Origin of the sequence: Arenibacter algicola (genome assembly GCF_000733925.1) — a bacterium.
GTDB classification, from domain to species: Bacteria; Bacteroidota; Bacteroidia; order Flavobacteriales; family Flavobacteriaceae; genus Arenibacter; species Arenibacter algicola.
This window is the reverse complement of record NZ_JPOO01000003.1, coordinates 2,767,983-2,791,673: the sequence shown is the minus strand read 5'-3', so window position 1 is coordinate 2,791,673 and position 23,691 is coordinate 2,767,983. Positions and strand designations below refer to the sequence as shown.

Sequence of the window (23,691 nt, the reverse complement as noted above, 5' to 3'; positions counted from 1 at the left end):
TTATTAGAGCGTTACACTCTTTTTTTTTAAATTACTTTCCTCCAATTTTTCTATGACAATCATATTCTTTACGGAATCTTCCAAAGGAGTGGGAACTGGTGTATTGTTTCTTATTGCCAAGGCAAAAAGATCGGCCTGTATGGTGTATTGATTACAGGTCTCAAATTCAATGGTTTGGCAATCATCGCCTATGGTGACCCATATTTTGGAAGGCCTGTCTATAGGCGGGTTAAAAGGCAGTTCAAATTTTATATTTCCCTTGGTTCCAAATATTTGTGCTTGTTGATTGTCCGCCAATTGTGTGGAGCTGAAGAATACCGAAGTACCGGTTTCAAATTCCAGTATTCCAGAGGCCAAGACGTCTACTTTGAAATTGGGATGGTATTCAATAACCGATGATATGCTTTTGGGTTCCGAATTGAACAAAAACCTGGAGAGGGATATAGGGTAGCAGCCAATATCCATTAAACTTCCGCCCCCGAACTCCTTGCTGTTGACAATGCTATTGGGGTCATCTTCAAAAAAGGAGAAAGAGGATTGAATGGTTTTAATATCACCTATAGCCTTTTGGTCCACTAATTCCTTAACCTTTATCCATTGGGGGTGATGTCTGTACATAAAGGCTTCCATAACCTTTAAGTGCGGGTACTTTTTGGTTTCCTGCAACAATCTTTCGGCTTCCTTACTGGATAGCCCAACAGGTTTTTCAACCAGAACGTGCTTGTCCGCTTCCAAGGCCTTAATGGCCCATTGCACGTGTAGATGATTGGGCAATGGAATATAGATGGCATCTACTTCCTTATCTACCAGCAATTCCTCATAGGAACCGTAGCATTCGGGTATACCAAATTGCTCAGCTATGTTCTGGGCCTTTTCTGTACTTCTGGAGGCAATAGCATACACTTCTCCGTATTGACAACTGAGCATTGCCGGAATTACGTGCTCTGTTGCAATATGGGCACTGCCCAAAATTCCCCATTTTATTTTTTTGCCCATCAATTTTTATATGACCTGTGGACTTGCGAACTGGTCTAAATAATCTTTTACTTTTTCCCTTTCCCTATTTTCAAATTTTCTCAATGGTAAGGCCATATGGTCCTCGCAGATGTCCATTACAGATAGGGCACATTTAATGCCCTTGGTTATTCTGGACGCATTCTTGCCCACACAATAAATACTGCTGTTAACAAAAGCCACCTTATCACGCAGTATTTTTATATTCTCGAAATTACTTGCCACGGAAGCGTTGTACAGGTCAACAAATAACTCTGGCAGGAAATTTGCCCCACCAGCAACGGCACCATGACCACCATGTAGTATGGTTTCTGGTAAAAACATTTCTGTCCCTACGATAATGGAAAAATCCGGAGTCTCCTTAAAAGCTTCAATCAGCGAGTAGAAATAGGACATATCACCTGAGCTGTCCTTAATACCTATTGCACCTAATTCCTTAGCTTTTTTTACGGTCTCCAGGGAAAGGTGTAGTTTGGTACAGCTTGGCATATTGTACATCATAACGGGCAAGGACAATTGTGGAATTAAACGCTCCAAATAGTCCATCATTTCTTCCTGCGATATTGGAAGATAATAAGGAGGGGCAACAACCACTGCATCTGCACCAGCTTCTTTGGAGTGGGCTGCAATGTCCAAGGAACCGCTAAAGGAGGTATCGGTTATTCCTACCAATACGGGAACCCTTCCACGGATATATTTACAAGCCTTTGTTATAAGCTCTTTTCGTAATTCATAACTAAGACTGGGAGCTTCCCCATTGGTGCCCAAAAGGAATATGCCATGTACACCTCCAGTAATAAGATGCTCAATAAGTTTTTCCAATCCTTTTTCATCCAATCCACCGTCAGCGTTAAGAGGGGTAACCATTGGGGGAATAATCCCTTTTAATTTTAATGCCATATGTTATTTTTAGTTGGAACAAAGTAAATTTAAAAGGCAGGGGTGTACCACAACTATATTATTTAAAACAGATAATATATTGACCATTGTGTCTTTTAACGCAAGGTTTTGTGGGAATTTATTTAGGCGGTATATATTAAGAGTATCTCCAATATTAGTATTTATAGGGCCTTTGGGCCATAAGTTGGTTTTCAAGATTAATAATTGTATCTATATGCTTGTCGGCCAATTTTTTATGTAGCGCATCAAAGGGAAGTATAGGATTACGAACATTGGGGGTATTATAAATGCCTTGGCGATATAATAGCCGTTTAAAAAAATGTATGGAAATGTCCAAATGCTGATTGGAAAATGCCAACACTGGAATTATCTGCCCAAACAGGGCCTCTGCATCTTCCGTTTTACCTTCTGTGAACATACGGTATATGGAAGTGTAAATGAAATGCATACCAGTAGGCATAAACGCATGTACACCTCTCTGTAGCCCTTCCATCATTTGGGTAACGGCCCAGCCCCCACTAACGTTCAATTGTCCCTTGGTCAGATCTAAAATTCTTGAATATTTGGGACCCGCTGGTACGGTTTCAATTTTTAAACATCGGAAGGCTGCCACTTTTTCGAATAAATCACATATAAGGTCGTCCGATAGGCCATAACCGGTAGCATCCCAATCTTGTAGCATAATCATTTCCGGATCAAGGGCCGCCAATTCCATAAAATGATTTCTAAACTGGTTCTCATCAACAAAGGGAATTTGGAATAGCACATTTTTACAACCTAAATCTATATAAGCCTTTAGGAGTTCTTTGCTTTTGGATAGATCCTGTTCCCCTGCACCACCAATAACCGGAATCCTATCCCCTGCGGTTTCCAAAACCGTGGATAGCATTTCCAATCTTTCCGAATGGGATAATTTATATACTTCTGCAGCCATGGCGGGGACCAATATACCGGCAACCCCGGCTCTTAATGCCTCCTTTACATTGTTTCTTAATGCCGCATGGTCAATGGTGTCCTCCTTGGTAAAGGGAGTGTTGAGCACGCTAACAATTCCTTTTAATGGAAAGAGTTTTTTTTGGGCCAACATCTCCTTATTGTTTAATAAGCCAGACATCGGTTACCCGTGATTGTTTTCTCCAGTTGAGGTGTTCTTCGTCAGGTTTGTCAAAGCTAATTTTTAGTTGGCCGTCCTTGATCAAATCCTTGGAAAGCGGAAATTCTTTAAATTCTTCAAAGCCTTTTTCATATTTGGTAGGTTTTAGGCGTTCTCCATTGGCTCTTAAAAGGGCCTCCCCATATCCTGAAACACGAATTAAGTAATTGGAACTGGGATCCAGATCGTTGTATTCCAAGGTTGGGCTAAATTGGAATAATTGGGTGGAGAGCCGCTTTCTACTTAAACCATCGTTTTCCCATAGGAAGTCTATGGCATCATCGGTTTTTGAGCTTACATGTTTGGCATCGGCACTGGAAATATTGTCGTAAAAACTGCCTTCTCCCGGAGATTCATAGTTTTTAATAAATTCCAATCGCGCTAGCTTTTCGGCTTCCGACTTTAATTCGTCAATTTTTTTAAATTCGTCTTCCAACCACCATCTATTGTTCAAAGGATAATCTATAAAATCTAAAATGGCCCCTCTTTCTGCACTACGTGCCTGATATTTTTCCACGCTGGTCTGCGCTCCTATGGATTGAAATAGTTTCTCGCCATATTCAAAAACCTTTTCCTTCAGGTCTTGGGAAACCAATTCGGTATCTGCCTTCTTAATATGTTGTAGGGCATCGCTCATAGCTTTGTCGGCCCCAATGGTATTGGCCTGGGCCAGTATTTCATACGCTTCGGCCTCCAGCCTTTTTTCGTAGGCAAGTCGGTCTTGAATATAAGCATCGTAATAGGCCCGCATAATCAATTGTTGCCACCTCCAATTACTTGCCAGATCGGGATTGTTTTCTTCCAATTTTTTCCACAATGTCAGAGTTTCTTTAATGGAATTGTTTTCCAAAATAGGACCGTCCCAATTCTTCTCCAAATCAAATATGCCTTTGGCCGCTTCTTCGGCAACTTTTGGGCCAAAGAAAAACTGTGTGTATTCATGGACGATAGTTTTGGGATCTTTCTTGGAATCCCAACCCAATTGGCTCCATAGCACTTTATTTACATCGTCATGGGAACCATCGGAATAGGTAATAAAGCCATCAGTATGTTTGGTATCCCTCCTAAAAAGTTGGGTGTACATTAGTGGTTGGGGATTGATAGGCTCCCTTCCCAGGGTCAATCCATAGGCCTGATCCCAATTATCTACCGGATAATGACATCTAACCGTATGGGTTATATCTGGGTAAAAGCGGTGCAGATATTTTTTCGGCAACATTTCCCGTTCCAAATCTATAGGCGGACTACTGGGGCCATAAACAACCCCTTTAAGCCAATCAGGACTATCGGAATTTAGGTAGTTAAAAAAATATTCTACTTTTTCTTTATTAAACCCTTGAAGTGAAACCCAAATACCGGCATTTGGATGGTATTTGTGCAAAATCTCCGACAGGTCGTTTAAGTAAGGGATTAGCTGGGCAGGATGGTTTTCCCCTGGATCTCCGCCAGGAACAAATACACCATCCAATCTTGGGCATTTTGCATAAAATGCCTCTTGCTCCGCAAGTCCGTCCTGATGTGCATTTTTTATGGTGAGGTCATGGGGAGCTGGTGTCCAGACCCAATAATCGGCATCGTATTTCTCGCATATTTTGCTTAGTTCCACTTCCATGATCTGGGGATCTACCTTAAAGTGGGGACTTGAATCGGCTTCCTGAAAAGGTATGTTTTCAAAACTATTCGCCCCAAAAAGTACTTGTTCCCTAAAATGTTGATCAAACTGCTCCACGGTCCAGGCATCCCAGGAATTGGCTGTATTCCTGTAACCGAACTGATGTCCGCGAAGGGCATATTCCGGGGATTCGGAAAAGTCAATATTAGGGTTTAGCGTTATTTTGCCATTTTCCATTTTGGCTGTTCGCAAGAGTTTACCTATACCGTAAAGAATGCCCCGTTTATCTGCAGCAATAACCCATAGCGTATTTTTGTCGCCATCTTTTTGATGGAAAATACGATAGCCTTCTTTTTTTATTTCGGGGGTATTTTCGCCATTACGGGCCGGTACTTTTTTTCCGAACAATTCCTTTTCATTGGCCAAGGCCAAGGCAATGGTAGTTTTGGAATCCCAATTATTGTTTAATTCGAGTTGAAGATCTGTTCGTTTTTTAATTTCTTCCACTAGAATACTCGCAGCCGTTTCTTGGATAGGAGATTTAATCTGGGCCGATATTACAATGTTTGCTTGAGAAAGGTCCAAGGTTTTCTGCTGCTCTTTTTCGCAAGACAGCATACTGCCAATTCCAATAAATACCAGCCAAAATTTTAGTTGTCTTTTCATCTTGTTAGACATTTTTTATAATACTGTTTTTTGAGAGCGTTGTTTTAATCTATGTCCTTTACACATCGTATTCCAACCGGATATACGTGTATTTTTTCCGGTAACACATAATAGCGCTGTGAGGTACGAATAAAGGAGTGGTTGTTAAAGTTGGAGCCGCCCCGCATTACTTTGTAGGTTTCGCCATATTGTTCCATGGGTACGGTATTGCCAGGGTAGGGTTTATACCAGTCCGAGGTCCATTCCCACACACTCCCGGCCATATCATAGCAACCATACGGACTTGCGGGTTTGGCTATGGAAGTGCCGCGGGTCTCTTTTTGGTCCCAAACAACGTAGGTGTTGTCATAGGTATCTCCCCAGGGAAATACGCGGCCGTCTATACCCCTCGCCGCCTTTTCCCATTCTTTTTCCGTAGGCAAACGTTTGCCTGCCCATTTGGCATAGGCGTCCGCTTTGGACCAGGTCACTATTGCTGCATTGTTCTTTTTTTCTGGGGGGAATTTAAAAGTGGGGTCAAATTTGGCAAATTCCGTATTGCTAACTTCATATTCGTCTATAAAGAACGCCTTTGTACTTGCAATTTGCTGAGGCCGTTCATCCGGGTCGCCATAGACGCTGCCCATAATGAATTCACCGGCAGGAACAAAAACCATTCCCTCGGGAGGAGTAGGCTTTTCTTGCCCTACTACATAAAGTATATGTACTAAAAAAGTGAGAAGTGTTATACAAAATTTCATACGCTTCCTAAATTATTTGTGATTACCATTTTTCATCAATAATACCGTAATACCTACCAAACCAATAATTTCTGATCATGGCCGCGGCAGTGCGTTCTTCCTCGGAACGTACCATTTTAAAACTGCCATCTTTTTGTGGGATTTTAAATTCCCTGGTATTGCGTTCAAATCCCCACATGTCCTTAATGCCCTGCTTTTTCTCTTCTGTAAAAACGTCTTCCCCTGTAATTACCTTATAGACCATTAAAAACCAAATATTGCTTTCCCAAGTAAACTCAATATCCTTCCAGTCGTACCAATGTCTGTTTAAATTCATTCGGTATTTATTGAGTAGACTGGGATCGGTCTCTAATCGCATAATCATATAGAGGGAACGGGCCGCATGATAGTCGTCCCCTACATTTCGCCATTCTTTGGGGAATAGTATTTTGGAGTTAATCTGGTGGTCGTCATAATGATAGCGGTCTATAAGCATATGGTAGGCTGCATTGTACCGTTCCTTTCCAGTAATATAATGGGTTACCTTAAGGGCGGCCAACATTTCCAAGGAGTTGAGTTCTTGGTGCGGAAGGTTGGGGCAAAAGTTGCCCCACAAGGTCATTTTTCCGTCTAGATCCGTAAGTTTAAAATTATTGTCCACTACCCGACCTATAAATCGGTCGAGAAGGCCTGATGCTTTCTCTTTGTATTCTGCATCGGCGCATAGTTCCCAAAAAGTTCCCACACCGTAAAAAATGGACGTAAACTTATCGGCGCTTAAATCGCCCAGCCAGCGATAACCTGGCATGGAGGACGACTGGTGCCATTCATGGTACCAAAAAACTTCTTCGTGCCAAAGGGGTTCGTTGGTCCTATTGAAACTGCGCGCCACTAAACCTTCAACCCCGGTTACTTTTTCCAGTTTTAGTATGGCCTCGAAAATGTCATTGGCTATTTTCCTGTCCTTTGGGTCTCCTGTAATGGCGTACTTATGTGAGTAGGCGGCCAGCATTTCGGAAGTGGGATCAAGACAATCGGCCTGGGAACCTATTATTGGCTGCTCCTGTCCAGCTGGAGGAAAAATAACGTGTTGCATTATGGCTCCCTCGTTCCAATGGTTTCCGAGCATCAACTTGTCGAACATTTCCACCTTTTTGTGTAGGGGGTCTGTTTTCTTTGGGAATTCGTTTACTTTTTGGGCAAGCAGGCCATGGTTTATGAAAATGAAAACCGAAACCAAGGGCAATAAACAATATTTAGACATGGCTAGTTCCTATTTGTGTGCGATTAAGATTTTGGCCCAAGTTGCTACTGGACTTTTAATTTTGGTTGCAATGTTTTTATCAATAATACCATGGGTCCTTCTATACGCTATGTTGTTCGTTAAAGAAGGGCTATTGGGCTTGTTGATTCCTTACTTACTCTATTAATGCAATAATATTAACTCATTTTAATCAATAAAACCAATTAAATATTAGTTTGGGTTAATATATAATGTACAATAAGTAATATATATTATATGGCTATTGTAAAGTGTTGTTCTTTTATGGAGAGGATCAGGGAATTATATGAATTTGGGCTCCTATTTGCAGCTAACATTTCTAATCCCATTGTTGTTTGCCGACGGTATTATTTGCTTTTAATTCTCTGGAAGAGGATTTATTTCTTAGGTCAAAACCTTTTATGGGAAAAAGACCTAGTGTAACAAAAGTTGCTGTGGACATTAAATGCCTGGCCTATCTTTACACTATAAATAAATGTTTTGGTTGGTTGTATAAGGAAACGGTCATTGTAAAAGGTGACGGTTTCCTTTTTTAAACAAGTAATTCAGATTAACGCAAAAAAGAAATTATATGTCTATTTTTAGTACACTTTTCGGAACAAGCAAAGAGAAATCGGATAAAATTGAAATATTGAATCAGGCCGACTTTTCAGCCGCCATAGCGGGTAAAAAAGTACAACTTATAGATGTTCGTACGCCTAATGAATATGGTGGTGGTCATATAAAAAATGCTGTAAATGTTGACTTTTTCAATGCCACAGGCTTTGAAAGATATTGTGAAAAATTGGCCAAGGATAAGCCTGTGTATCTGTATTGTCGTTCTGGTGCAAGGAGTCAGAGAGCGGCGCATAAATTGAAAGGTATGGGATTTGAAAAAGTAATTGACCTGAGGGGTGGCTACATGTCATGGAGATAATATCCTTGCCAACAAGAGTTTATAAATTTGGCTTTTAACATTATGAAATTAGCGCTCAGTGTTCAAAATATAAAATGTGGGGGTTGCGCTAAAACAATTACCACAAAATTATCGGAATTGGAGAATATCTCGGAGATTATGGTTGATGTAAACTCGGGAACGGTATCTTTTGAATCGAACAACGTTACGGCCACACAAAGGTTAAGGGATACCCTTAAAGCTTTGGGCTATCCTACAGTGGATGCCAAAAATGGCTTGGGAGATAAGGCCAAATCCTTTCTTAGCTGTGCTTCGGGAAGGATGATGAAGGAATAAATCCAAAAAAAAAATTAGCTTTATGAAATATCTATCTTTCTTGACAATCCTTCTAATCACCCTGGTTGGCTGTAAGGAGGCTAAAAAAACGGAATCTATACCTGTGGAAACGATGTTAGAAAACTCATCGGCTGATCAAGCAAAGATACATCCAGGTAAAAAGATTATTGAGACAGAGTGCTATTTATGTCATAATCCTAAGGCATCAGAGGTCAGCATGATTGCACCTCCCATGGTGGCTATTAAGAAGCATTATATTGATTCAACAACTACCAAGGAACAATTTACAAAAGCTATTGTAGGTTGGATCAATGATCCAGAGGAGGAAAAATCCAAAATGCCAGGTGCCATAAATCGATTTGGGATAATGCCCTATCAACCCTATCCCGAAGAAACCATAAGTCTTATTGCCGAATATATGTACGACTATGAAATTGCACAACCTGAATGGTTCGATGAACATTTTCAGAGGGAGCATGGTAGAAGAATGGGCAAAGGAAAGGGAATGGGTAAAGGAATGGGCAAAGGTAAAGGTATGGGAAATGGAATGGGCCCAGGTTCCAGACATAGAGTACAAACGGATTATGGGGATATAGGTCTGGGTTATGCCTTGGCTACAAAGGCAGCACTGGGGAAAAACCTAATGAAGGCCATACAGGAAAAAGGTACGGATGGAGCGGTAGAATTTTGTAACCTCAGGGCTATAGAATTAACAGATAGTATTTCTGTGATGAACAATGCCCAGATAAAAAGGGTATCCGATAAGCCAAGAAATCCGGGTAATAAGGCCAACAAGGAAGAACTGGGATATATCGCTACTTTTAAAGAGCAGGTCGCCGCGGGTATCGAAGTAGACCCCGTAGTAGTTCCTGGTAACGAAGAAGTAACGGTATATTATCCTATAACTACAAACGCCATGTGCCTCCAATGCCATGGGAAACCCAACGAACAGGTCAAACCATCTACGCTGGCCACTTTAAGAAAATTATACCCGGAAGATAAGGCGGTTGGCTATAATGTAAATGAGGTCCGTGGAATATGGAGCGTGGTTTTTGATAAAAATAAGTAGACATTTTTTTTGGCCATATATAGGTTGAAAGTCCTTATCGCCTTGAGAAGAAAATATACCTACATATCGATATCGGGTGTAGTGATATTTAGGAAGAAATAAGAATTTTAGAGCATTTAATGTATAGAATTTGTTTTTTATATAGCCCTCACCATTTCCCAAAATATATTTTATAAATGGTTGAAATTAAACTAAATAACAAAGAAATATTGTCATTGTCCTTTTTGAATTAAAAAAATTTGTAAATTTGTTAACCAACTGGTTAAACCGTTTAGTTAATGAAAGATCAAAGCACAGAAGAAAATATACTAAAGGCAGCCGTAAGCGTCTTCGAAAAGAAAGGTATGGCAGGAGCCCGTATGCAGGAGATTGCGGATGAGGCTAAAATTAACAAGGCCATGCTGCACTACTATTACAAGAGTAAGCAAAAATTGTTCGAGGCGGTATTTAGGCAGGCCTTTGAAAAGTTTGCTCCCCATATCAACCACGTTTTTAATTCCGATAAAAGCGTTTTTGAAAAAATAACGGAATTTACAGATAGCTATATTTCCTTTGTTATGGAGAATCCATACCTGCCCAACTTTCTCATTCAGGAAATAAATAACAATCCGGAGTTTGCGGATTTATTTTTTGGCTCCGAAATCGCACCCAACCCTTTGCGCTTTAAGAAGCAGATAGCGGAGGAAATTGAGATGGGAATTTTAAAGCCCATAGACCCTAAACAATTGTTGCTAAACCTTTTTTCCTTGACCGCATTTTCCTTTGTAGGGACTGGCCTGGTCCGTGGAATATTGAACTTGGATGAAAAAACATTTAAAGCCATGATGGAGGAACGTAAGGTTTTGATTCCAGAGCTTTTAATTAATTCGATTAAAAAATAAAACATTCATGCTTAGTTTAAAACACACTGGGAAAGAAATTATTTGGATGTTGCACCCGCCAGAATGACTTTGTCGGCCTAGTGCTACCACTGAAAATCAATAAATAAAAACACATGAAAAGACTTTTTTTAATATTAATTTTCACTATACCTCTTGGCGCCTTGGCCCAGCAGACCCTAAGGTTGGAGGAGTGTTTTGACCTTGTTGCCGAGAATTATCCCTTGGCCAAACAAACCGGATTATTGGAAAGCCAGGCACAAATGGATATTGAAGTCTTAAGAACGGGCTATTTGCCCAAACTGGATCTCAACGCCCAAGCCACCTACCAGTCCGATGTAACAAGTTTGCCGATCCAGATACCGAATGTAACGGTGGAAACTCCCAATAAGGACCAATATCGCGCCACCTTAGATGTAAACCAAATGATTTATAACGGGGGGTTGATCAATGCTTCCTCCAAGGTGAAGGAGGCAGCCTCAAAGGTAAACCAACAGCAGTTGGAAGTGAACCTCTACGGATTAAAAAGTCAGGTGAATTCCATCTACTTATCCGTTTTATTGCTTCAGGAAAACCAGGCGTTGCTCCAAGCAAAGGAAGAGCAATTAAAGGCTCGTTTAGAAGATGTTAAGGCCGGGGTAAAATATGGGACTGTGTTGGTATCTTCGGAAAAGACACTGGAAGCGGAACTCTTAAAATTAATGCAACAGTTTACAGAGTTGCGTTACAATAAAATGGACTTGTTGCAACGGCTGTCCTTGCTAATTGGCAGGGAATTATCTTCCGATGTGAATCTTGAAAGTCCAGCAGTTTTCATATCGGAAACGGAATCCCAACGACCAGAAATTCAGCTTTTCGACCTTCAAAAGGAACAGATAGATTTTTCCTCCAAACTAATTTCAAAGACCAATCTCCCAAAAATCAATGCTTTTGCCCAAGGGGGTTATGGCAATCCGGGGCTAAATATGTTGGATAATTCTTTTAAAACCTTCTACATGGCGGGTTTAAAACTGAATCTGAACATTTTTGACTGGAACAAGACCAGGGCCGAGAAACAATCCCTTGAAATAAACAAGGAAATTATAGATACCCAAAAAGAGACCTTTGAACTGAACAACAATTTGGAATTGGTAAAACTCGAGTCTGAAATTGATAAGATCGATGCCTTGATTTTCACCGATAGGGAGATTATAGTATTACGGGAAGATATTTTGAAAACGGCGGAATCCCAATTGGACAACGGTGTAATTACAGCATCGGCCTATATTACCGAATTCACAAATTTATATGAGGCAAAAAGCAATCTAAATCTACACGAAACACAATTGCTATTGCACAAAATTCAATATGAAATTACTAAAGGAAGCTATTACAATAACTGATATATAACAATACCTGAATAAAATGAAACATCCATATTTAATATTAACAAGTCTTCTAATGAGCATTTTAGGTTCTTGTACCGGCAATGGGGATAAGGCCGATGGTTACGGTAATTTTGAAGCTACGGAAATAACTATTTCGGCTGAGGCCAATGGAAAAATTTTGTTCCTGGATGCGGAAGAAGGAAATGTACTGGCCCAAAATAAGGTTGTTGGCGTTATAGACACCGTTCAGCTTTCCTTAAAGCGCGACCAATTATTGGCTTCCAAAAACACCATTTTTTCAAAATCCAGGAACGTGCTATCACAAAGGGAAGTACTTAAGGAACAATTAAAAGTGGTCCAAAATGATAGGGCCAGGGTAGAGAACCTATTGCAGGCAAAAGCCGCAACTACTAAACAATTGGACGACATTAATGGACAGATCAACATTATCAAAGAACAGATTAAGAGTGTGGAAACTCAAAATTCTCCCATTATCAATGAGATAAAAAGTATAGAAATACAAATACGGCAAATTGAAGACCAGATCAATAAAAGTGTCATTCAGAACCCTGTGAAGGGCACGGTCCTGGTTAAATATGCCGAACCCAATGAAATTACTGCATTTGGGAAACCCTTATATAAAATAGCCAACCTGGAAGACATGATTTTAAGGGTCTATATCAGTGAAAACCAATTGTCCGAACTGAAAATTGGGCAGGAGGTAAGCGTAAAAATTGATGCAGGCGAGGAGATGAAATCTTATCCAGGGGTAGTATCCTGGATCGCGGAAAGCGCAGAATTTACTCCTAAAATTATTCAAACCAAAGAAGAACGTGTCAATCTGGTCTACGCAGTTAAAGTTAAAGTCCGTAATGATGGAAGTTTAAAAATTGGGATGCCTGCAGAAATGTGGATTGCCACAAAAACTAATGAAGAATGAAAACGACCTTGATTATCGCGACCATACTTGCAATCCTGATCGGCATCCTATCCGTAATCTCAGGTTCCATGGTCCTTTTGGGGCTGCGTTCCGTGGATTATAGGGTACTGGATTGGTTGGTGGTCTATAACGTTACCCTTGGAATTATATCCATTTTGGTGGCCTATCAAATAGGTAAACAACACAGTAGGTCTAAATTAATGATAATGACCATCCTGCTTTTGCATTTTTTGGTATTGGTCTATTTGTACTTTTTTAATGATATGGTAGCTGATGAGAGTATAAAGGCAATGGCCTTTAGGGTAGGCATATGGGTAGCAATACTAATTCTGGTACTTCTAAATCATACAAAAACATTAAGTAACAAAATAAAATCATGAGCCATGAAACTAAAAATCACCTTCCTGATAGTGCTATCCTTAGTTTTTATTGAGCGGTTAAGAAAATGAGCATCATACTAAACAATATCAGCAAATCGTACAACAAAGTAAAAGCTGTGGACGATATTTCCTTTGAGGTAAAGCCAGGGGAACTGTTCGGACTGATAGGTCCGGACGGGGCAGGAAAGACAACACTTTTCCGAATCTTGACCACCTTACTGATTCAGGATAAGGGAAATGCTACTGTTGCCGGATTTGATGTTCTAAAGCAATACAAGGATATCAGAAATCACGTGGGCTATATGCCGGGGAGGTTTTCCTTATACCAAGACCTTACGGTGGAAGAAAATCTTAATTTTTTCGCTACTATTTTTGGAACTACAATAGCGGAGAACTATGATTTGATCAAGGATATCTATGTCCAAATAGAACCATTTAAAGATCGTAGGGCAGGAAAATTATCGGGTGGGATGAAACAAAAACTGGCCCTCTGCTGTGCTTTGATCCATAAACCCAAGGTGTTGTTTTTGGATGAGCCTACCACAGGGGTAGATCCCGTTTCCCGTAAAGAGTTTTGGGAGATGTTAAAACGGTTACAGCAAAAGGACATCACTATTTTGGTATCTACTCCATATATGGATGAAGCTGAACTTTGTGATAGGATTGCGCTGATCACCAACGGAAAAATATTGCAGATCAACATGCCCCAGGAAATTATCGCATCGTTCCCAAAGAAAATATTTAAGGTACGTAGTGCCAATACCTATCAATTAATCGAAGACTTAAGAGTTTACCCAGAAACCCATAGCGCGTATCCCTTTGGAGAATATCTTCATTTTACCCCTAGGTCCGAAGCATTTAGGCCAATGGATTTAACCAAATATTTGGAGGAAAGACAGCATAAGGAGATTGAGGTTAAAGAGACCGTGGCAACTATTGAGGATACCTTTATGGATCTATCTAAAGCAAACGAATAGATGACAGTAGATAATATGATACAGGTCGAGAACTTGACCAAAATGTTCGGGGAATTCACCGCTGTAAATAACATCTCTTTTGAGGTGGGAAAAGGTGAGGTTTTTGGATTTTTGGGTGCCAATGGGGCCGGAAAGACAACAGCTATGAAAATGTTGATCGGAATTTCTGAACCTACCCACGGTAATGCCACCGTGGCTGGATATAATGTGCTTACACATGCTGAGCAAGTAAAAAGGAATATTGGGTATATGAGCCAACGCTTCTCCCTGTACAATGATTTGACCATTAAGGAAAATATTGTCTTTTTTGGGGGCATATATGGCTTGTCATCTGCGGACATCAAAGAAAAGTCACAGGCCATGATCAATGAATTGGGATTGCATGATATGGCCGATTCCCTAGTAGGTTCCCTCCCTTTGGGGTGGAAGCAAAAAGTGGCTTTTTCAGTTGCAATGCTCCACAATCCAAAAATTATTTTTTTGGATGAACCCACTGGTGGAGTAGACCCCATTACCAGACGCCAATTTTGGGAAATGATCTATAAGCAGGCCAATAGAGGGGTTACCATTTTTGTAACTACCCATTATATGGATGAGGCCGAATATTGTGATCGGGTGTCCATAATGGTAGCTGGAAAGATAGAGGCTTTGGACACGCCAAAGAATCTAAAACGTCAGTTTCAAGTGGATTCCATGAACCGGGTATTCCTAAGATTGGCAAGGAACATAGAATAACAAGGGCAAAATGAACAGATTTTTAGGATTCATCAAAAAGGAATTTTACCATATTTTAAGGGACAGGCGTTCATTGTTTATCTTGTTCGGCATGCCCATAGTGCAGGTGATGCTTTTTGGTTTTGCCATTACCAACGAGATAAATAATGTAGATATTGCCATTTTGGACCATTCCAAAGATGTAAATACCAAAGAGATCATAAATAAAATAGCGACTTCAAAATATTTCAGTATCAAAGGGTTTATAAGCCATGAGGATGAGATTGAACCTACCTTTAGAAAAGGCAAAATAAAGGCAGTACTCAATTTTGAAAAGGATTTTAGCAAGAACCTGGTTACCCAAAAAAAAGCCACCGTTCAAATTCTTACGGATGCCACCGATCCCAATACGGCGAATACGATAAGCAATTATATAGGGTCTATTTTACAGAATTACCAACAGGAATTAAATCAAGGACTAAAGCTTCCTTACCAAATAATACCAAAAACAAGGATGGTATTTAATCCTGAACTAAAAAGTGTATATATGTTTGTGCCTGGGGTTATGACCATTATCCTAATGCTGGTATCGGCCATGATGACCTCGATATCTATTACCAAGGAAAAGGAATTGGGAACCATGGAAATTTTGCTGGTATCTCCCCTAAACCCGTTCCAAGTTATTGTGGGCAAGGTAGTTCCTTATATTTTGCTGTCCATTATTAACGCCGTGGTAATTATTCTTTTGAGCATTTATGTTTTTAAAATGCCGGTGGAGGGCAGCTTGTTTTTATTGGGGGCGGAGAGTACTTTATTTATCATAAATGCACTGTCGTTGGGCATTCTAATCTCCACAGTTGCGGCGACCCAACAGGCGGCCATGATGACCTCATTAATGGGGCTGATGTTACCGGTTATATTATTGTCGGGTTTTATTTTTCCTATCTCCAGTATGCCTTTACCATTACAGATGATCAGTAATATAATTCCTGCCAAATGGTTTATAATTATCATAAAGGGAATTATGCTAAAAGGAGTGGGATTGGCCTACGTCTGGAAAGAAACTTTAATATTGATTGGAATGACCATATTTTTTATAGGCTTGAGCGTAAAAAAATATAAAATAAGATTGGAGTGAAGGTAATTTGGGAGCTAATTAAGGGTCAATGAAAATGAATTATACATCACGGATTATCAAATTGATAATGTTTTAGTCTCCTCGAGCGAAGTCGAGAGGTTCAGGAGAATTACATCTTTAAAATTAGGTCTCGACTGCGCTCGACCCGACAAAATTACACCAAATAACTCTAGTTTTTAAAAACTAAGTACTAAAAAGTATATGAACATCATCCGCTATATCATCCAAAAGGAGTTTAAACAGATCTTTAGAAATAAGGCGATGTTGCCCATTATTTTTGTCTTGCCGTTGATCCAACTGATTATTCTGTCCAACGCCGCCACCTTTGAAGTGAAAAATATAAAATTTGCCTTTGTTGATAATGATAAAACATCGCTTTCACGGGAGTTGGTGGAAAAATTTGAAGCTTCTACCTATTTCAATGTGGTATCCCAATTTCCATCGGCTAAACAGGCCGGCATGGCAATGTTGGAAGGCAAGGTGGATGTAATCCTAGAGATACCCTCATATTTTGAAAGACAACTTATTAAAAATGAAAGAGCAGATCTTTCGATTATAATTAATGCTATAGATGGAGCAGCTGCGGGGGTAGAAAATGTGTATATAAATCAGATTGTGCAACAGTTCAATAAAAAGGCACATGTAGAATTATCCCTTTTTAATAGTTCTGGAAACAAGCCTCTGAATATTGAAACCATCCCGTCCTTTTGGTACAATGAGACCTTAAATTACAAAACCTTTATGGTGCCCGGAATATTGGTACTTTTGGTAACCATGATTACCCTTTTCCTATCCGGGATGAACATTGTTCGGGAAAAGGAAATAGGTACTTTGGAACAAATAAACGTTACCCCCATAAAAAAGCACCAGTTTATTATTGGAAAATTATTTCCTTTTTTGGTTTTGGGCATGGTATTGTTGACCGTGGGTTTGATTATCTCAAAACTGTTGTTTCAGATTCCAATAATCGGAAGTCTAACCATAATGTATCTCTATACCATTATTTACATTTTAGTGATTTTGGGGATGGGCCTATTTATTTCCAATTTTACGGATACCCAACAGCAGGCCATGTTTATAGCCTGGTTTTTTATGGTCATTTTTATTTTAATGAGCGGTTTGTTCACGCCCATCGAAAGTATGCCGCAATGGGCGCAGTTGTTAACTGAATTCAATCCTATTAAATATTATGTTGAGGTAATGAGAATGGTGATGCTAAAAGGGGCCGGCCTTTCCGATATTTACCCGCAAGTTGTAAAAACCTTCATATTTGCCATTGCTATGAATGTATTGGCGGTAATCAGCTATAAAAAAGTAAGTTAATGGAAAATAACCTTAACAATAACCATTTACAACCAGAAGAGTCGCGTTTTCTTTCCGGACCGCGCTCCAGGTTTAAAGAACTGCTTTTCACCTTTAGGGTACAATACAGTTTTATCAGGGCATTTAGGAAAATGCACTTTATAGGTCCCTGCGTAACGGTTTTTGGGTCCGCCAGATTTGACAAGACCAATCCCTTCTACAAAAAGGCAGAACAAGTTGGAGCGGCATTGGCCAATATGGGATTTACGGTGATGACAGGAGGGGGTCCCGGAATTATGGAAGCCGCCAATAAAGGGGCTTATGAAGCGGGAGGGTATTCTGTAGGCTGCAATATAATACTGCCCTTTGAACAAAAACCGAACCCTTATTTGCACAAATGGATCAACATTAGGTATTTTTTTGTACGAAAGTTCCTGTTGATCAAATACTCTTATGCCTTTGTGGTGATGCCGGGTGGAATGGGCACCTTGGACGAGCTTTTTGAATCTATTACCCTGATACAGACCAAAATGATCCAAAATTTTCCCGTGGTCATTTTCGGGTCTGAATACCATAAAGAACTCTGTGAACACATAAGGATTATGGCGGAGAATGAAAGTATAAGCCCTAAGGACATGGAGTTGTTGTTCGTAACAGACTCTGTGGAGGAGATGGCCGAGCACATAAAGACCCATGCTATTGAAAGGTTTAAATTGGTTAAAAAACCTCAAAGACCTAGTTGGTTGTTTGGGGAAGAATAATGTGATCCTGAATTACTTTTGAATATCTCTAAATATAGATTTTTAATTCGTTATGGCAGGGGCAAAATAAGAAATTGAGTGAGCCTCGCAGCCTTTCAAAAGTTCGATTTGGTTTTAAGTATCGAAAAATATTCCGAACCACCAATTGCTCTAGCATTGATTCTTTATAAATTGGAAGTCCCATCCCTGAAATTTAGAAAATCTTTCGACAAGATATAGCCTTCTTCCATGTTTCACAACCCAAAGCCTGTGTAACTTAAGTAGCTGTATATCTGTTTAATATGTTGGATATTGCTTATGTAATTTAAATCTATTGGCAATGAAACTTTTTAAACAAATAAGAACCAATTTATTCATTTTTGGCTTGCCGTTACTGTTGGCAGTGTTCTCCTGTAACAATGATGATTCATCAGTTGCGGATCAGGAGAATACAAACCTCACTAATGATGACAATGCGGCGTTATTGTTTATGTTGGAAGAGGAAAAGTTGGCAAGGGATACCTATACCTATTTGGAGGATTTATGGGAAATAAATCAGTTTTCAAATATTAAGAAAAGTGAACAAAGCCATATGAATGCCGTTATTGGCCTTTTGGACCAATATGATATTTCCTATTCTCTTTTGGCATATGGGGAGTTTAATAACCCGGACATTCAAAAGCTTTATGATCAGTTTATTGAATACGGTAGTGAAAATAAGGCAAAGGCCTTGGAGGTCGGTGCCAACATCGAAGATTTGGACATTGTGGATTTGGCCAAATTCATTGGTGCCACGTCCAATAATGCCATGATACAAGTATTTGAAAGCCTACAATGTGGAAGCCGCAACCACCTCAGGAGCTTTGTCAATGCCATTGAACTATCGGGGAATACTTATGAGCCCCAGTATTTGACTCAGGAAGACTATACCCTAATAATCAATGATAGTCAGGAACAATGTGGTCCGTAAAGGATTTTATTAAACAGACTTCCAAACAAGAACTGAATAATATGGCCGACCCAATTTTGGGCACAGTTCAAATACCTCAAACTTGTTGGCTGTCTTAAACTATATTCTTTGACCATAAATAACTTTAGTTAGGTCTTCTTGTGTGACAATTGTTACACAACATTAGGTGTAACTTATTGATTTAAAATATATTGACTGACATATATCATTTTCTGTCCCCATTATAGAATATACATTTAACCACATTAATTAATAAAAACACAAATCATGAAAAGAATAATTTTTACAATGGTATTTATTGCATTTGGATCAATAATGCTTAATGCACAGGACCAAGACCAATTACGGGATAGGGACCAAGATCGATTAATGTTGGTCGATGGTGAGGTACTACAAATTAGAGATCGTGACCAAATAAGATTACAAGATCCCGTAACATTAAATGATGGAACAGTAGTAAATCCTGATGGTTCTTATGTAACAAGGGATAAGGATCGTTTACGTCTAAAGGATGGGGAATGTTTGGACAATGATGGTATTAAATACCGCAATGAGTATCAATACAGATACAAAGTTAAACAGGAGAACAAAGGTCTTACCGAGGCTCAAATGCAGGAACGTAACCAAAATAGGTTTCAGATTATGCAAATAGGTGGTGAAGTATATCAAATTAGAAATCAAGAACAAAAACGTCTTCAGCAGCAATTAAACCTCGGCGACGGAATATTGGTCAATCCTGATGGAACCTACCAGATCCAAGACCGCAAACAGCTTAAATTGCAAGATGGAGAATGTTTAAATATGGATGGTACCATGTATAAGAATTCATATCTACATCGTAAAATGATGGTTCAAAAAAATATGAAAGTAAACAAAAACATGAAGATGAAAAGCGGAGTTAAGAAGTCAACGACTATGAAAAAGAATAAAGGCAACAATTAAGAAATACCAATGGGATGTAGGAATTTATAAATTCCTACATCCCATTTCCAATAAAGAACATAAACTTATATCTAATGAAATCCCGGCTAATTATATCTACATTAATATTTTTTGCTTTTCATACCGGGGTGATGTCCCAAAATAATAAAAAATCTGTCCAAGAAAAATCCAATGACAATGAATCTTACGTTCTAACCGATGTGAGCTACATAAATGATGCTGTGTTTATGGGAAGGCGCGATTCTATTGCCGCCCCATATATTTACCCTTCTATTGGCTATTACGATAAGACGGGTTTTTTTGCAGATGCCTCAGTATCGTATTTAACGGCATCCAACGAAAACAGGGTAGATCTTTTTTTAATCAGTTCAGGGTTTATATTTAATGGATCACAGATTAGTGGAGGAATATCGGGAACCGCTTATTTTTTTAATGAGGACAGTTATAATGTTAGGTCCGAAGTTATTGGCGATATTACCGGAGTTTTAAGTTATGACTTAAAGTTTCTGGAAATTACACTTTCGGCAAGTACATATTTTAATAAAGAAAGTTCAGTAGATATTTTTACTGGACTAAAACTGGATAGAACCTTTTATACTCTTGGGAACAAGCTATTGCTAGATCCGGGTATTTCCCTGTATGCCGGATCACAATATTTCTATCAGGAATATTATAGTAGCAGTCGTTTAGGCAACAGAAAGGGAAAAGGAAAGGGGGCTACTGATACAGAACCAACTACCTCCACTGTGGTGGAAATAAAGGAGGCATCAGAGTTTAATCTCTTAAACCTGGAGTTAAGTCTTCCTGCGCAATTTTATCACAAGCAATTTATTTTTTCTTTTACCCCTTCCTTGTCTTTTCCCCAAAGCAGTGCCACTATTAGCACCGAGGATACCATTATAAAGGAAGATCTAAAAAATACATTCTATTGGACCATTAGCGTTAGCTATTGGTTTTATACCAAAAAAGGAAACTAAAATTGGTTATCCCAATGGGATCAATTCCTTGGTAACATTAGTTACTGTGCAATCCTTTTACTCCCCCTAATTTTGTCTTAAATAATTAGAACGATGAAGAATATCATTTATATACTGTCTTTTTTGGGAACCTTGTCCTTGGTTCACGCTCAGGAAAGAGTGTTGATCAGCAAGGAAGAGGTATTGACCAAAGTGAGGGAAAACAACAATACCCTTAAAATGTCCCAACAGGATGTGTTGGCCGCCAAAGGAGATTTTAATCAGTCCAATGCGGTAATATTGCCTAATATAAGTGTCTCCCATACCGCTATTGCTACCACCAATCCTCTAATGGCATTCGGTTCCAAATTGAACCAGGAAATTTTGACCCAAGCGGATTTTAATCCCCTTTTATTAAACAACCCCAGTCAGATCGAGGATTATGCCACGCGCATAGTTGTGCAGCAGCCTTTGGTAAATTTGGACGGAATTTTTCAACGTAAGGCTGCAAAAGCCAAATTGAATGCAGTGGAGTTAAAAGCGGATAGGACCAATGATTATATGGACTTGGAGGTGGAAAAGGCCTATATGCAGTTGCAGTTGGCCTATAAGTCCGTCTCGGTTTTGGAAGAGGCGAAAAAGGCGGCAATGGAAAATAAGCGTTTGGCGGATAATAGTTTTAAGCAGGGATATCTTCAAAAATCGGATGTCCTAGCAGTAGAGGTTAGGCTTACCGAAATAGACAATCAGTTGCAGTATGCCAAGAGCAATATCCACAATGTTTCGAATTACATATCTGTCTTGATGAACGATAACAGCTATGCAGTTTTACAACCATCGGACTCCTTGACCTTAGTGGTCAGTGACATTTATACGGAAGGATTGCCTGAGAATAGAAAGGACCTACAGGCCATGTCCTTGTCCAGTGAGGCATATCAACAAATGTACAGGGCAGACAAAATGAGTTTCCTTCCTAGCTTAAATGCTTTTGGAACCTATGAATTGCACGATGATCAAGTTTTTCAGGGCGATGCCAATGGATATTTGATCGGGGCAGAATTAAAATGGAACATTTTTGAAGGCAGCAAACGTTTTGGAAAGATCCAAAAGAGTAGGGCCGAATTTGAAAAATCCAAGCTGGAACTGCATCAATATAAAGCGGAAAGTCAGGTAGAGTTGAATAGGGCCATGCGTTTGCTTCAAGATGCCAAAAACAATTTGGAGCTTACGTCATTGGCATTGCAACAGTCGGAAGAATCCCTCCGCATACGTACCAATAGATTTAAACAGGGGTTGGAGAAAACGACTGACCTATTAAATACCGAAACCCAATTTTCCCAGAAGAGATTGGAATATTACACCACTATTTTCAATTATAATTACGCCTTGGCTTATGTAAAGTTTTTAACCAAGGAATAAGGGCATACAATTAATCAATATAAGAAACTATTTAAAGGAATTATACATATGAAAACAAAATTATACATAGCAGCACTGTTCATCTTCGCCATAACGATTAGCAGTTGTGGGAGCGATGATAAAAAAACTGTGGCGGACAATTCTCCTGCCGTGGCCGTTGAAGTAAGCACGGTTTCTGAAGGGAACAGCAGTCCGTTCCTATCCGCCAGCGGAAAGATAGAGGCGGTGAACAGTGCCAATATAAGTACCAGAATGATGGGATATGTAGATAAGATTTACGTACAGGTAGGGGATAAAGTTAATAAAGGACAGCAATTGATAAGTATAAACAATGCAGATATATCTGCTAAGTTGGCCCAAGTAAACGCCGGTATTACCGAAGCAACTGCTGCTTTTAACAATGCAGAAAAAGATTATAACAGGTATACAGCCTTGTTTAAGGAGAACAGTGCTTCCCAAAAGGAACTGGACGACATTACAGCCAACTACAACATGGCCAAGGCCAGATTGGAAGCGGCCAAACAAATGAAGAACGAGGTGAATGCCCAATTTTCCTATAGCAATATTCGGGCTCCTTTTAACGGAGTGGTCACCAACAAATTTATTAAGGTTGGGGATATGGCAAATCCAGGGATGCCTTTAGTGGAAGTAGAAAGTCCCGGCAATTTTCAGGTATTGGCCATGGTACCGGAATCGGAAATTCTAGAGATCAAGTCGGGTTCGGAAGTCGAGGTATTGATCAAGACCCTGGACGAAACCTTTAAGGGAACAGTAGCGGAAGTGAGTACCTCTGCCAAAAATACTGGAGGACAGTATATGGTTAAGGTAATGTTGGATGAGTCCAATTCTAAACTACTTTCTGGAATGTACGCCACTGTTCAATTTCCTACTGCAAAAAAAGCGAATACCAATAGGGTGCTTATTCCTCTGGAGGCGATAGTGCAAAACGGACAGTTATCCGGAGTGTATACGGTTAGTGAGAGCAATACGGCACTATTACGCTGGTTGCGGTTGGGGAGGACTTATGGCGATAGTGTAGAGGTATTGTCAGGTCTTTCCGCCGAGGAACAATATATAATATCGGCCGAAGCCAAATTGTTCAATGGGGCTAGGATTAGTGTCCAATAACCAAAGTTTGAAAAATCGGATTTGCGTTAGGCCTGCCTGCCGGTAGGCAGGGATTGTAGCGGTTACCCCAAAACTTCTATACCTGCAAGGTTTCCAAAACCTTGTAGGTATATGAAAAGACTTTCAAAGTAGAAAGTATAAGGATCATTCAAGACAAAGACAAGAATTGGGGAAGGTAACGCCCAAAACAAAAA

The 23,691-nt window shown here is 39.6% G+C and carries 23 protein-coding genes; 17 read left to right on the top strand and 6 right to left on the bottom strand.

The annotated features are described in order from the left end of the window. Nucleotides 1-3: 3 nt before the first annotated feature. From U735_RS0122665 to U735_RS0122640, 6 genes are all read right to left on the bottom strand, one after another. The gene (locus tag U735_RS0122665; RefSeq protein WP_031446009.1) at nucleotides 4-996 is read right to left on the bottom strand and encodes a Gfo/Idh/MocA family protein; all 993 of its coding nucleotides are present in this window, start codon (nucleotides 994-996) and stop codon (nucleotides 4-6) included. A gap of 6 nt (nucleotides 997-1,002) precedes the next feature. Further along, complete coding sequence (locus tag U735_RS0122660; RefSeq protein WP_031446008.1) at nucleotides 1,003-1,914, bottom strand: dihydrodipicolinate synthase family protein; 912 nt, start codon at nucleotides 1,912-1,914, stop codon at nucleotides 1,003-1,005. Nucleotides 1,915-2,068: 154 nt separating this feature from the next. Next, nucleotides 2,069-3,001, bottom strand: coding sequence for a dihydrodipicolinate synthase family protein (locus tag U735_RS0122655; protein WP_031446007.1), 933 nt, complete (start codon nucleotides 2,999-3,001; stop codon nucleotides 2,069-2,071). Between the two features lie 4 nt (nucleotides 3,002-3,005). Continuing rightward, nucleotides 3,006-5,345, bottom strand: a complete 2,340-nt coding sequence (locus tag U735_RS0122650; protein WP_031446006.1) for an alpha-glucuronidase family glycosyl hydrolase — start codon at nucleotides 5,343-5,345, stop codon at nucleotides 3,006-3,008. Between the two features lie 44 nt (nucleotides 5,346-5,389). Next, nucleotides 5,390-6,085: a formylglycine-generating enzyme family protein gene (locus U735_RS0122645; RefSeq protein WP_051892300.1), complete on the bottom strand. Its 696-nt coding sequence runs from the start codon at nucleotides 6,083-6,085 to the stop codon at nucleotides 5,390-5,392. A gap of 22 nt (nucleotides 6,086-6,107) precedes the next feature. Continuing rightward, nucleotides 6,108-7,328, bottom strand: coding sequence for a hypothetical protein (locus U735_RS0122640; RefSeq protein ID WP_031446004.1), 1,221 nt, complete (start codon nucleotides 7,326-7,328; stop codon nucleotides 6,108-6,110). Between the two features lie 589 nt (nucleotides 7,329-7,917). Between U735_RS0122640 and U735_RS0122625 the strand changes: the two genes are divergently transcribed. The 17 genes from U735_RS0122625 to U735_RS0122545 all read left to right on the top strand — a co-directional run bounded on the left by U735_RS0122625 (nucleotide 7,918) and on the right by U735_RS0122545 (nucleotide 23,497). After that, entirely contained in the window at nucleotides 7,918-8,262 is a 345-nt protein-coding gene (locus U735_RS0122625; RefSeq protein WP_031446001.1) for a rhodanese-like domain-containing protein, read from the top strand. Between the two features lie 42 nt (nucleotides 8,263-8,304). Beyond that, nucleotides 8,305-8,577, top strand: a complete 273-nt coding sequence (locus tag U735_RS0122620; protein WP_031446000.1) for a heavy-metal-associated domain-containing protein — start codon at nucleotides 8,305-8,307, stop codon at nucleotides 8,575-8,577. Between the two features lie 22 nt (nucleotides 8,578-8,599). Then, nucleotides 8,600-9,646, top strand: a complete 1,047-nt coding sequence (locus tag U735_RS0122615) for a c-type heme family protein (RefSeq protein WP_031445999.1) — start codon at nucleotides 8,600-8,602, stop codon at nucleotides 9,644-9,646. 278 nt (nucleotides 9,647-9,924) lie between these two features. Then, entirely contained in the window at nucleotides 9,925-10,527 is a 603-nt protein-coding gene (locus tag U735_RS0122610) for a TetR/AcrR family transcriptional regulator (RefSeq protein ID WP_031445998.1), read from the top strand. Between the two features lie 113 nt (nucleotides 10,528-10,640). Continuing rightward, nucleotides 10,641-11,906 (top strand): TolC family protein, encoded by a 1,266-nt coding sequence (locus tag U735_RS0122605; RefSeq protein WP_031445997.1) that lies wholly within the window; start codon nucleotides 10,641-10,643, stop codon nucleotides 11,904-11,906. 58 nt (nucleotides 11,907-11,964) lie between these two features. After that, nucleotides 11,965-12,831, top strand: coding sequence for an HlyD family secretion protein (locus U735_RS0122600; protein WP_232233317.1), 867 nt, complete (start codon nucleotides 11,965-11,967; stop codon nucleotides 12,829-12,831). Next, nucleotides 12,828-13,211 (top strand): hypothetical protein, encoded by a 384-nt coding sequence (locus U735_RS0122595; protein ID WP_031445995.1) that lies wholly within the window; start codon nucleotides 12,828-12,830, stop codon nucleotides 13,209-13,211. The genes U735_RS0122600 and U735_RS0122595 overlap by 4 nt, the downstream gene beginning before the upstream one ends. Nucleotides 13,212-13,276: 65 nt before the next feature. Then, nucleotides 13,277-14,188 carry an ABC transporter ATP-binding protein gene (locus tag U735_RS0122590; RefSeq protein ID WP_031445994.1) on the top strand — a complete coding sequence of 304 codons (912 nt, stop codon included), beginning with the start codon at nucleotides 13,277-13,279 and terminating at the stop codon, nucleotides 14,186-14,188. Further along, complete coding sequence (locus U735_RS0122585) at nucleotides 14,189-14,923, top strand: ABC transporter ATP-binding protein (RefSeq protein WP_051892299.1); 735 nt, start codon at nucleotides 14,189-14,191, stop codon at nucleotides 14,921-14,923. Nucleotides 14,924-14,933: 10 nt separating this feature from the next. Then, nucleotides 14,934-16,040, top strand: a complete 1,107-nt coding sequence (locus U735_RS0122580) for an ABC transporter permease (protein WP_031445992.1) — start codon at nucleotides 14,934-14,936, stop codon at nucleotides 16,038-16,040. A 201-nt stretch (nucleotides 16,041-16,241) separates the two neighbouring features. After that, nucleotides 16,242-17,363 (top strand): ABC transporter permease, encoded by a 1,122-nt coding sequence (locus U735_RS0122575; RefSeq protein ID WP_031445991.1) that lies wholly within the window; start codon nucleotides 16,242-16,244, stop codon nucleotides 17,361-17,363. Next, on the top strand, nucleotides 17,363-18,103 hold the full coding sequence (locus U735_RS0122570) for an LOG family protein (protein WP_031445990.1): 741 nt from the start codon (nucleotides 17,363-17,365) through the stop codon (nucleotides 18,101-18,103). The genes U735_RS0122575 and U735_RS0122570 overlap by 1 nt, the downstream gene beginning before the upstream one ends. A 319-nt stretch (nucleotides 18,104-18,422) precedes the next feature. Next, on the top strand, nucleotides 18,423-19,052 hold the full coding sequence (locus tag U735_RS0122565; protein ID WP_083260587.1) for a DUF2202 domain-containing protein: 630 nt from the start codon (nucleotides 18,423-18,425) through the stop codon (nucleotides 19,050-19,052). A 267-nt stretch (nucleotides 19,053-19,319) separates the two neighbouring features. Then, nucleotides 19,320-19,994 carry a DUF6799 domain-containing protein gene (locus tag U735_RS0122560; RefSeq protein WP_031445988.1) on the top strand — a complete coding sequence of 225 codons (675 nt, stop codon included), beginning with the start codon at nucleotides 19,320-19,322 and terminating at the stop codon, nucleotides 19,992-19,994. 74 nt (nucleotides 19,995-20,068) lie between these two features. Further along, nucleotides 20,069-20,971 carry a hypothetical protein gene (locus U735_RS0122555; protein ID WP_051892298.1) on the top strand — a complete coding sequence of 301 codons (903 nt, stop codon included), beginning with the start codon at nucleotides 20,069-20,071 and terminating at the stop codon, nucleotides 20,969-20,971. 93 nt (nucleotides 20,972-21,064) lie between these two features. Continuing rightward, entirely contained in the window at nucleotides 21,065-22,369 is a 1,305-nt protein-coding gene (locus U735_RS0122550; protein WP_031445986.1) for a TolC family protein, read from the top strand. A 48-nt stretch (nucleotides 22,370-22,417) separates the two neighbouring features. Next, on the top strand, nucleotides 22,418-23,497 hold the full coding sequence (locus U735_RS0122545) for an efflux RND transporter periplasmic adaptor subunit (RefSeq protein ID WP_031445985.1): 1,080 nt from the start codon (nucleotides 22,418-22,420) through the stop codon (nucleotides 23,495-23,497). The last annotated feature ends 194 nt before the right edge of the window (nucleotides 23,498-23,691 follow it).

What these genes read in the sequence shown, in the direction of transcription:
- U735_RS0122660 (WP_031446008.1), bottom strand. Translation starts at nt 1,914, where the DNA reads ATGGCATTAAAATTAAAAGGGATTATTCCCCCAATGGTTACCCCTCTT.
- U735_RS0122615 (WP_031445999.1), top strand. Translation starts at nt 8,600, where the DNA reads ATGAAATATCTATCTTTCTTGACAATCCTTCTAATCACCCTGGTTGGC.
- U735_RS0122645 (WP_051892300.1), bottom strand. Translation starts at nt 6,085, where the DNA reads ATGAAATTTTGTATAACACTTCTCACTTTTTTAGTACATATACTTTAT.
- U735_RS0122620 (WP_031446000.1), top strand. Translation starts at nt 8,305, where the DNA reads ATGAAATTAGCGCTCAGTGTTCAAAATATAAAATGTGGGGGTTGCGCT.
- U735_RS0122665 (WP_031446009.1), bottom strand. Translation starts at nt 996, where the DNA reads ATGGGCAAAAAAATAAAATGGGGAATTTTGGGCAGTGCCCATATTGCA.
- U735_RS0122605 (WP_031445997.1), top strand. Translation starts at nt 10,641, where the DNA reads ATGAAAAGACTTTTTTTAATATTAATTTTCACTATACCTCTTGGCGCC.
- U735_RS0122580 (WP_031445992.1), top strand. Translation starts at nt 14,934, where the DNA reads ATGAACAGATTTTTAGGATTCATCAAAAAGGAATTTTACCATATTTTA.
- U735_RS0122555 (WP_051892298.1), top strand. Translation starts at nt 20,069, where the DNA reads ATGAAATCCCGGCTAATTATATCTACATTAATATTTTTTGCTTTTCAT.
- U735_RS0122565 (WP_083260587.1), top strand. Translation starts at nt 18,423, where the DNA reads ATGAAACTTTTTAAACAAATAAGAACCAATTTATTCATTTTTGGCTTG.
- U735_RS0122575 (WP_031445991.1), top strand. Translation starts at nt 16,242, where the DNA reads ATGAACATCATCCGCTATATCATCCAAAAGGAGTTTAAACAGATCTTT.
- U735_RS0122625 (WP_031446001.1), top strand. Translation starts at nt 7,918, where the DNA reads ATGTCTATTTTTAGTACACTTTTCGGAACAAGCAAAGAGAAATCGGAT.
- U735_RS0122650 (WP_031446006.1), bottom strand. Translation starts at nt 5,345, where the DNA reads ATGAAAAGACAACTAAAATTTTGGCTGGTATTTATTGGAATTGGCAGT.
- U735_RS0122550 (WP_031445986.1), top strand. Translation starts at nt 21,065, where the DNA reads ATGAAGAATATCATTTATATACTGTCTTTTTTGGGAACCTTGTCCTTG.
- U735_RS0122560 (WP_031445988.1), top strand. Translation starts at nt 19,320, where the DNA reads ATGAAAAGAATAATTTTTACAATGGTATTTATTGCATTTGGATCAATA.
- U735_RS0122595 (WP_031445995.1), top strand. Translation starts at nt 12,828, where the DNA reads ATGAAAACGACCTTGATTATCGCGACCATACTTGCAATCCTGATCGGC.
- U735_RS0122570 (WP_031445990.1), top strand. Translation starts at nt 17,363, where the DNA reads ATGGAAAATAACCTTAACAATAACCATTTACAACCAGAAGAGTCGCGT.
- U735_RS0122600 (WP_232233317.1), top strand. Translation starts at nt 11,965, where the DNA reads ATGAGCATTTTAGGTTCTTGTACCGGCAATGGGGATAAGGCCGATGGT.
- U735_RS0122590 (WP_031445994.1), top strand. Translation starts at nt 13,277, where the DNA reads ATGAGCATCATACTAAACAATATCAGCAAATCGTACAACAAAGTAAAA.
- U735_RS0122545 (WP_031445985.1), top strand. Translation starts at nt 22,418, where the DNA reads ATGAAAACAAAATTATACATAGCAGCACTGTTCATCTTCGCCATAACG.
- U735_RS0122655 (WP_031446007.1), bottom strand. Translation starts at nt 3,001, where the DNA reads ATGTTGGCCCAAAAAAAACTCTTTCCATTAAAAGGAATTGTTAGCGTG.
- U735_RS0122640 (WP_031446004.1), bottom strand. Translation starts at nt 7,328, where the DNA reads ATGTCTAAATATTGTTTATTGCCCTTGGTTTCGGTTTTCATTTTCATA.
- U735_RS0122610 (WP_031445998.1), top strand. Translation starts at nt 9,925, where the DNA reads ATGAAAGATCAAAGCACAGAAGAAAATATACTAAAGGCAGCCGTAAGC.
- U735_RS0122585 (WP_051892299.1), top strand. Translation starts at nt 14,189, where the DNA reads ATGACAGTAGATAATATGATACAGGTCGAGAACTTGACCAAAATGTTC.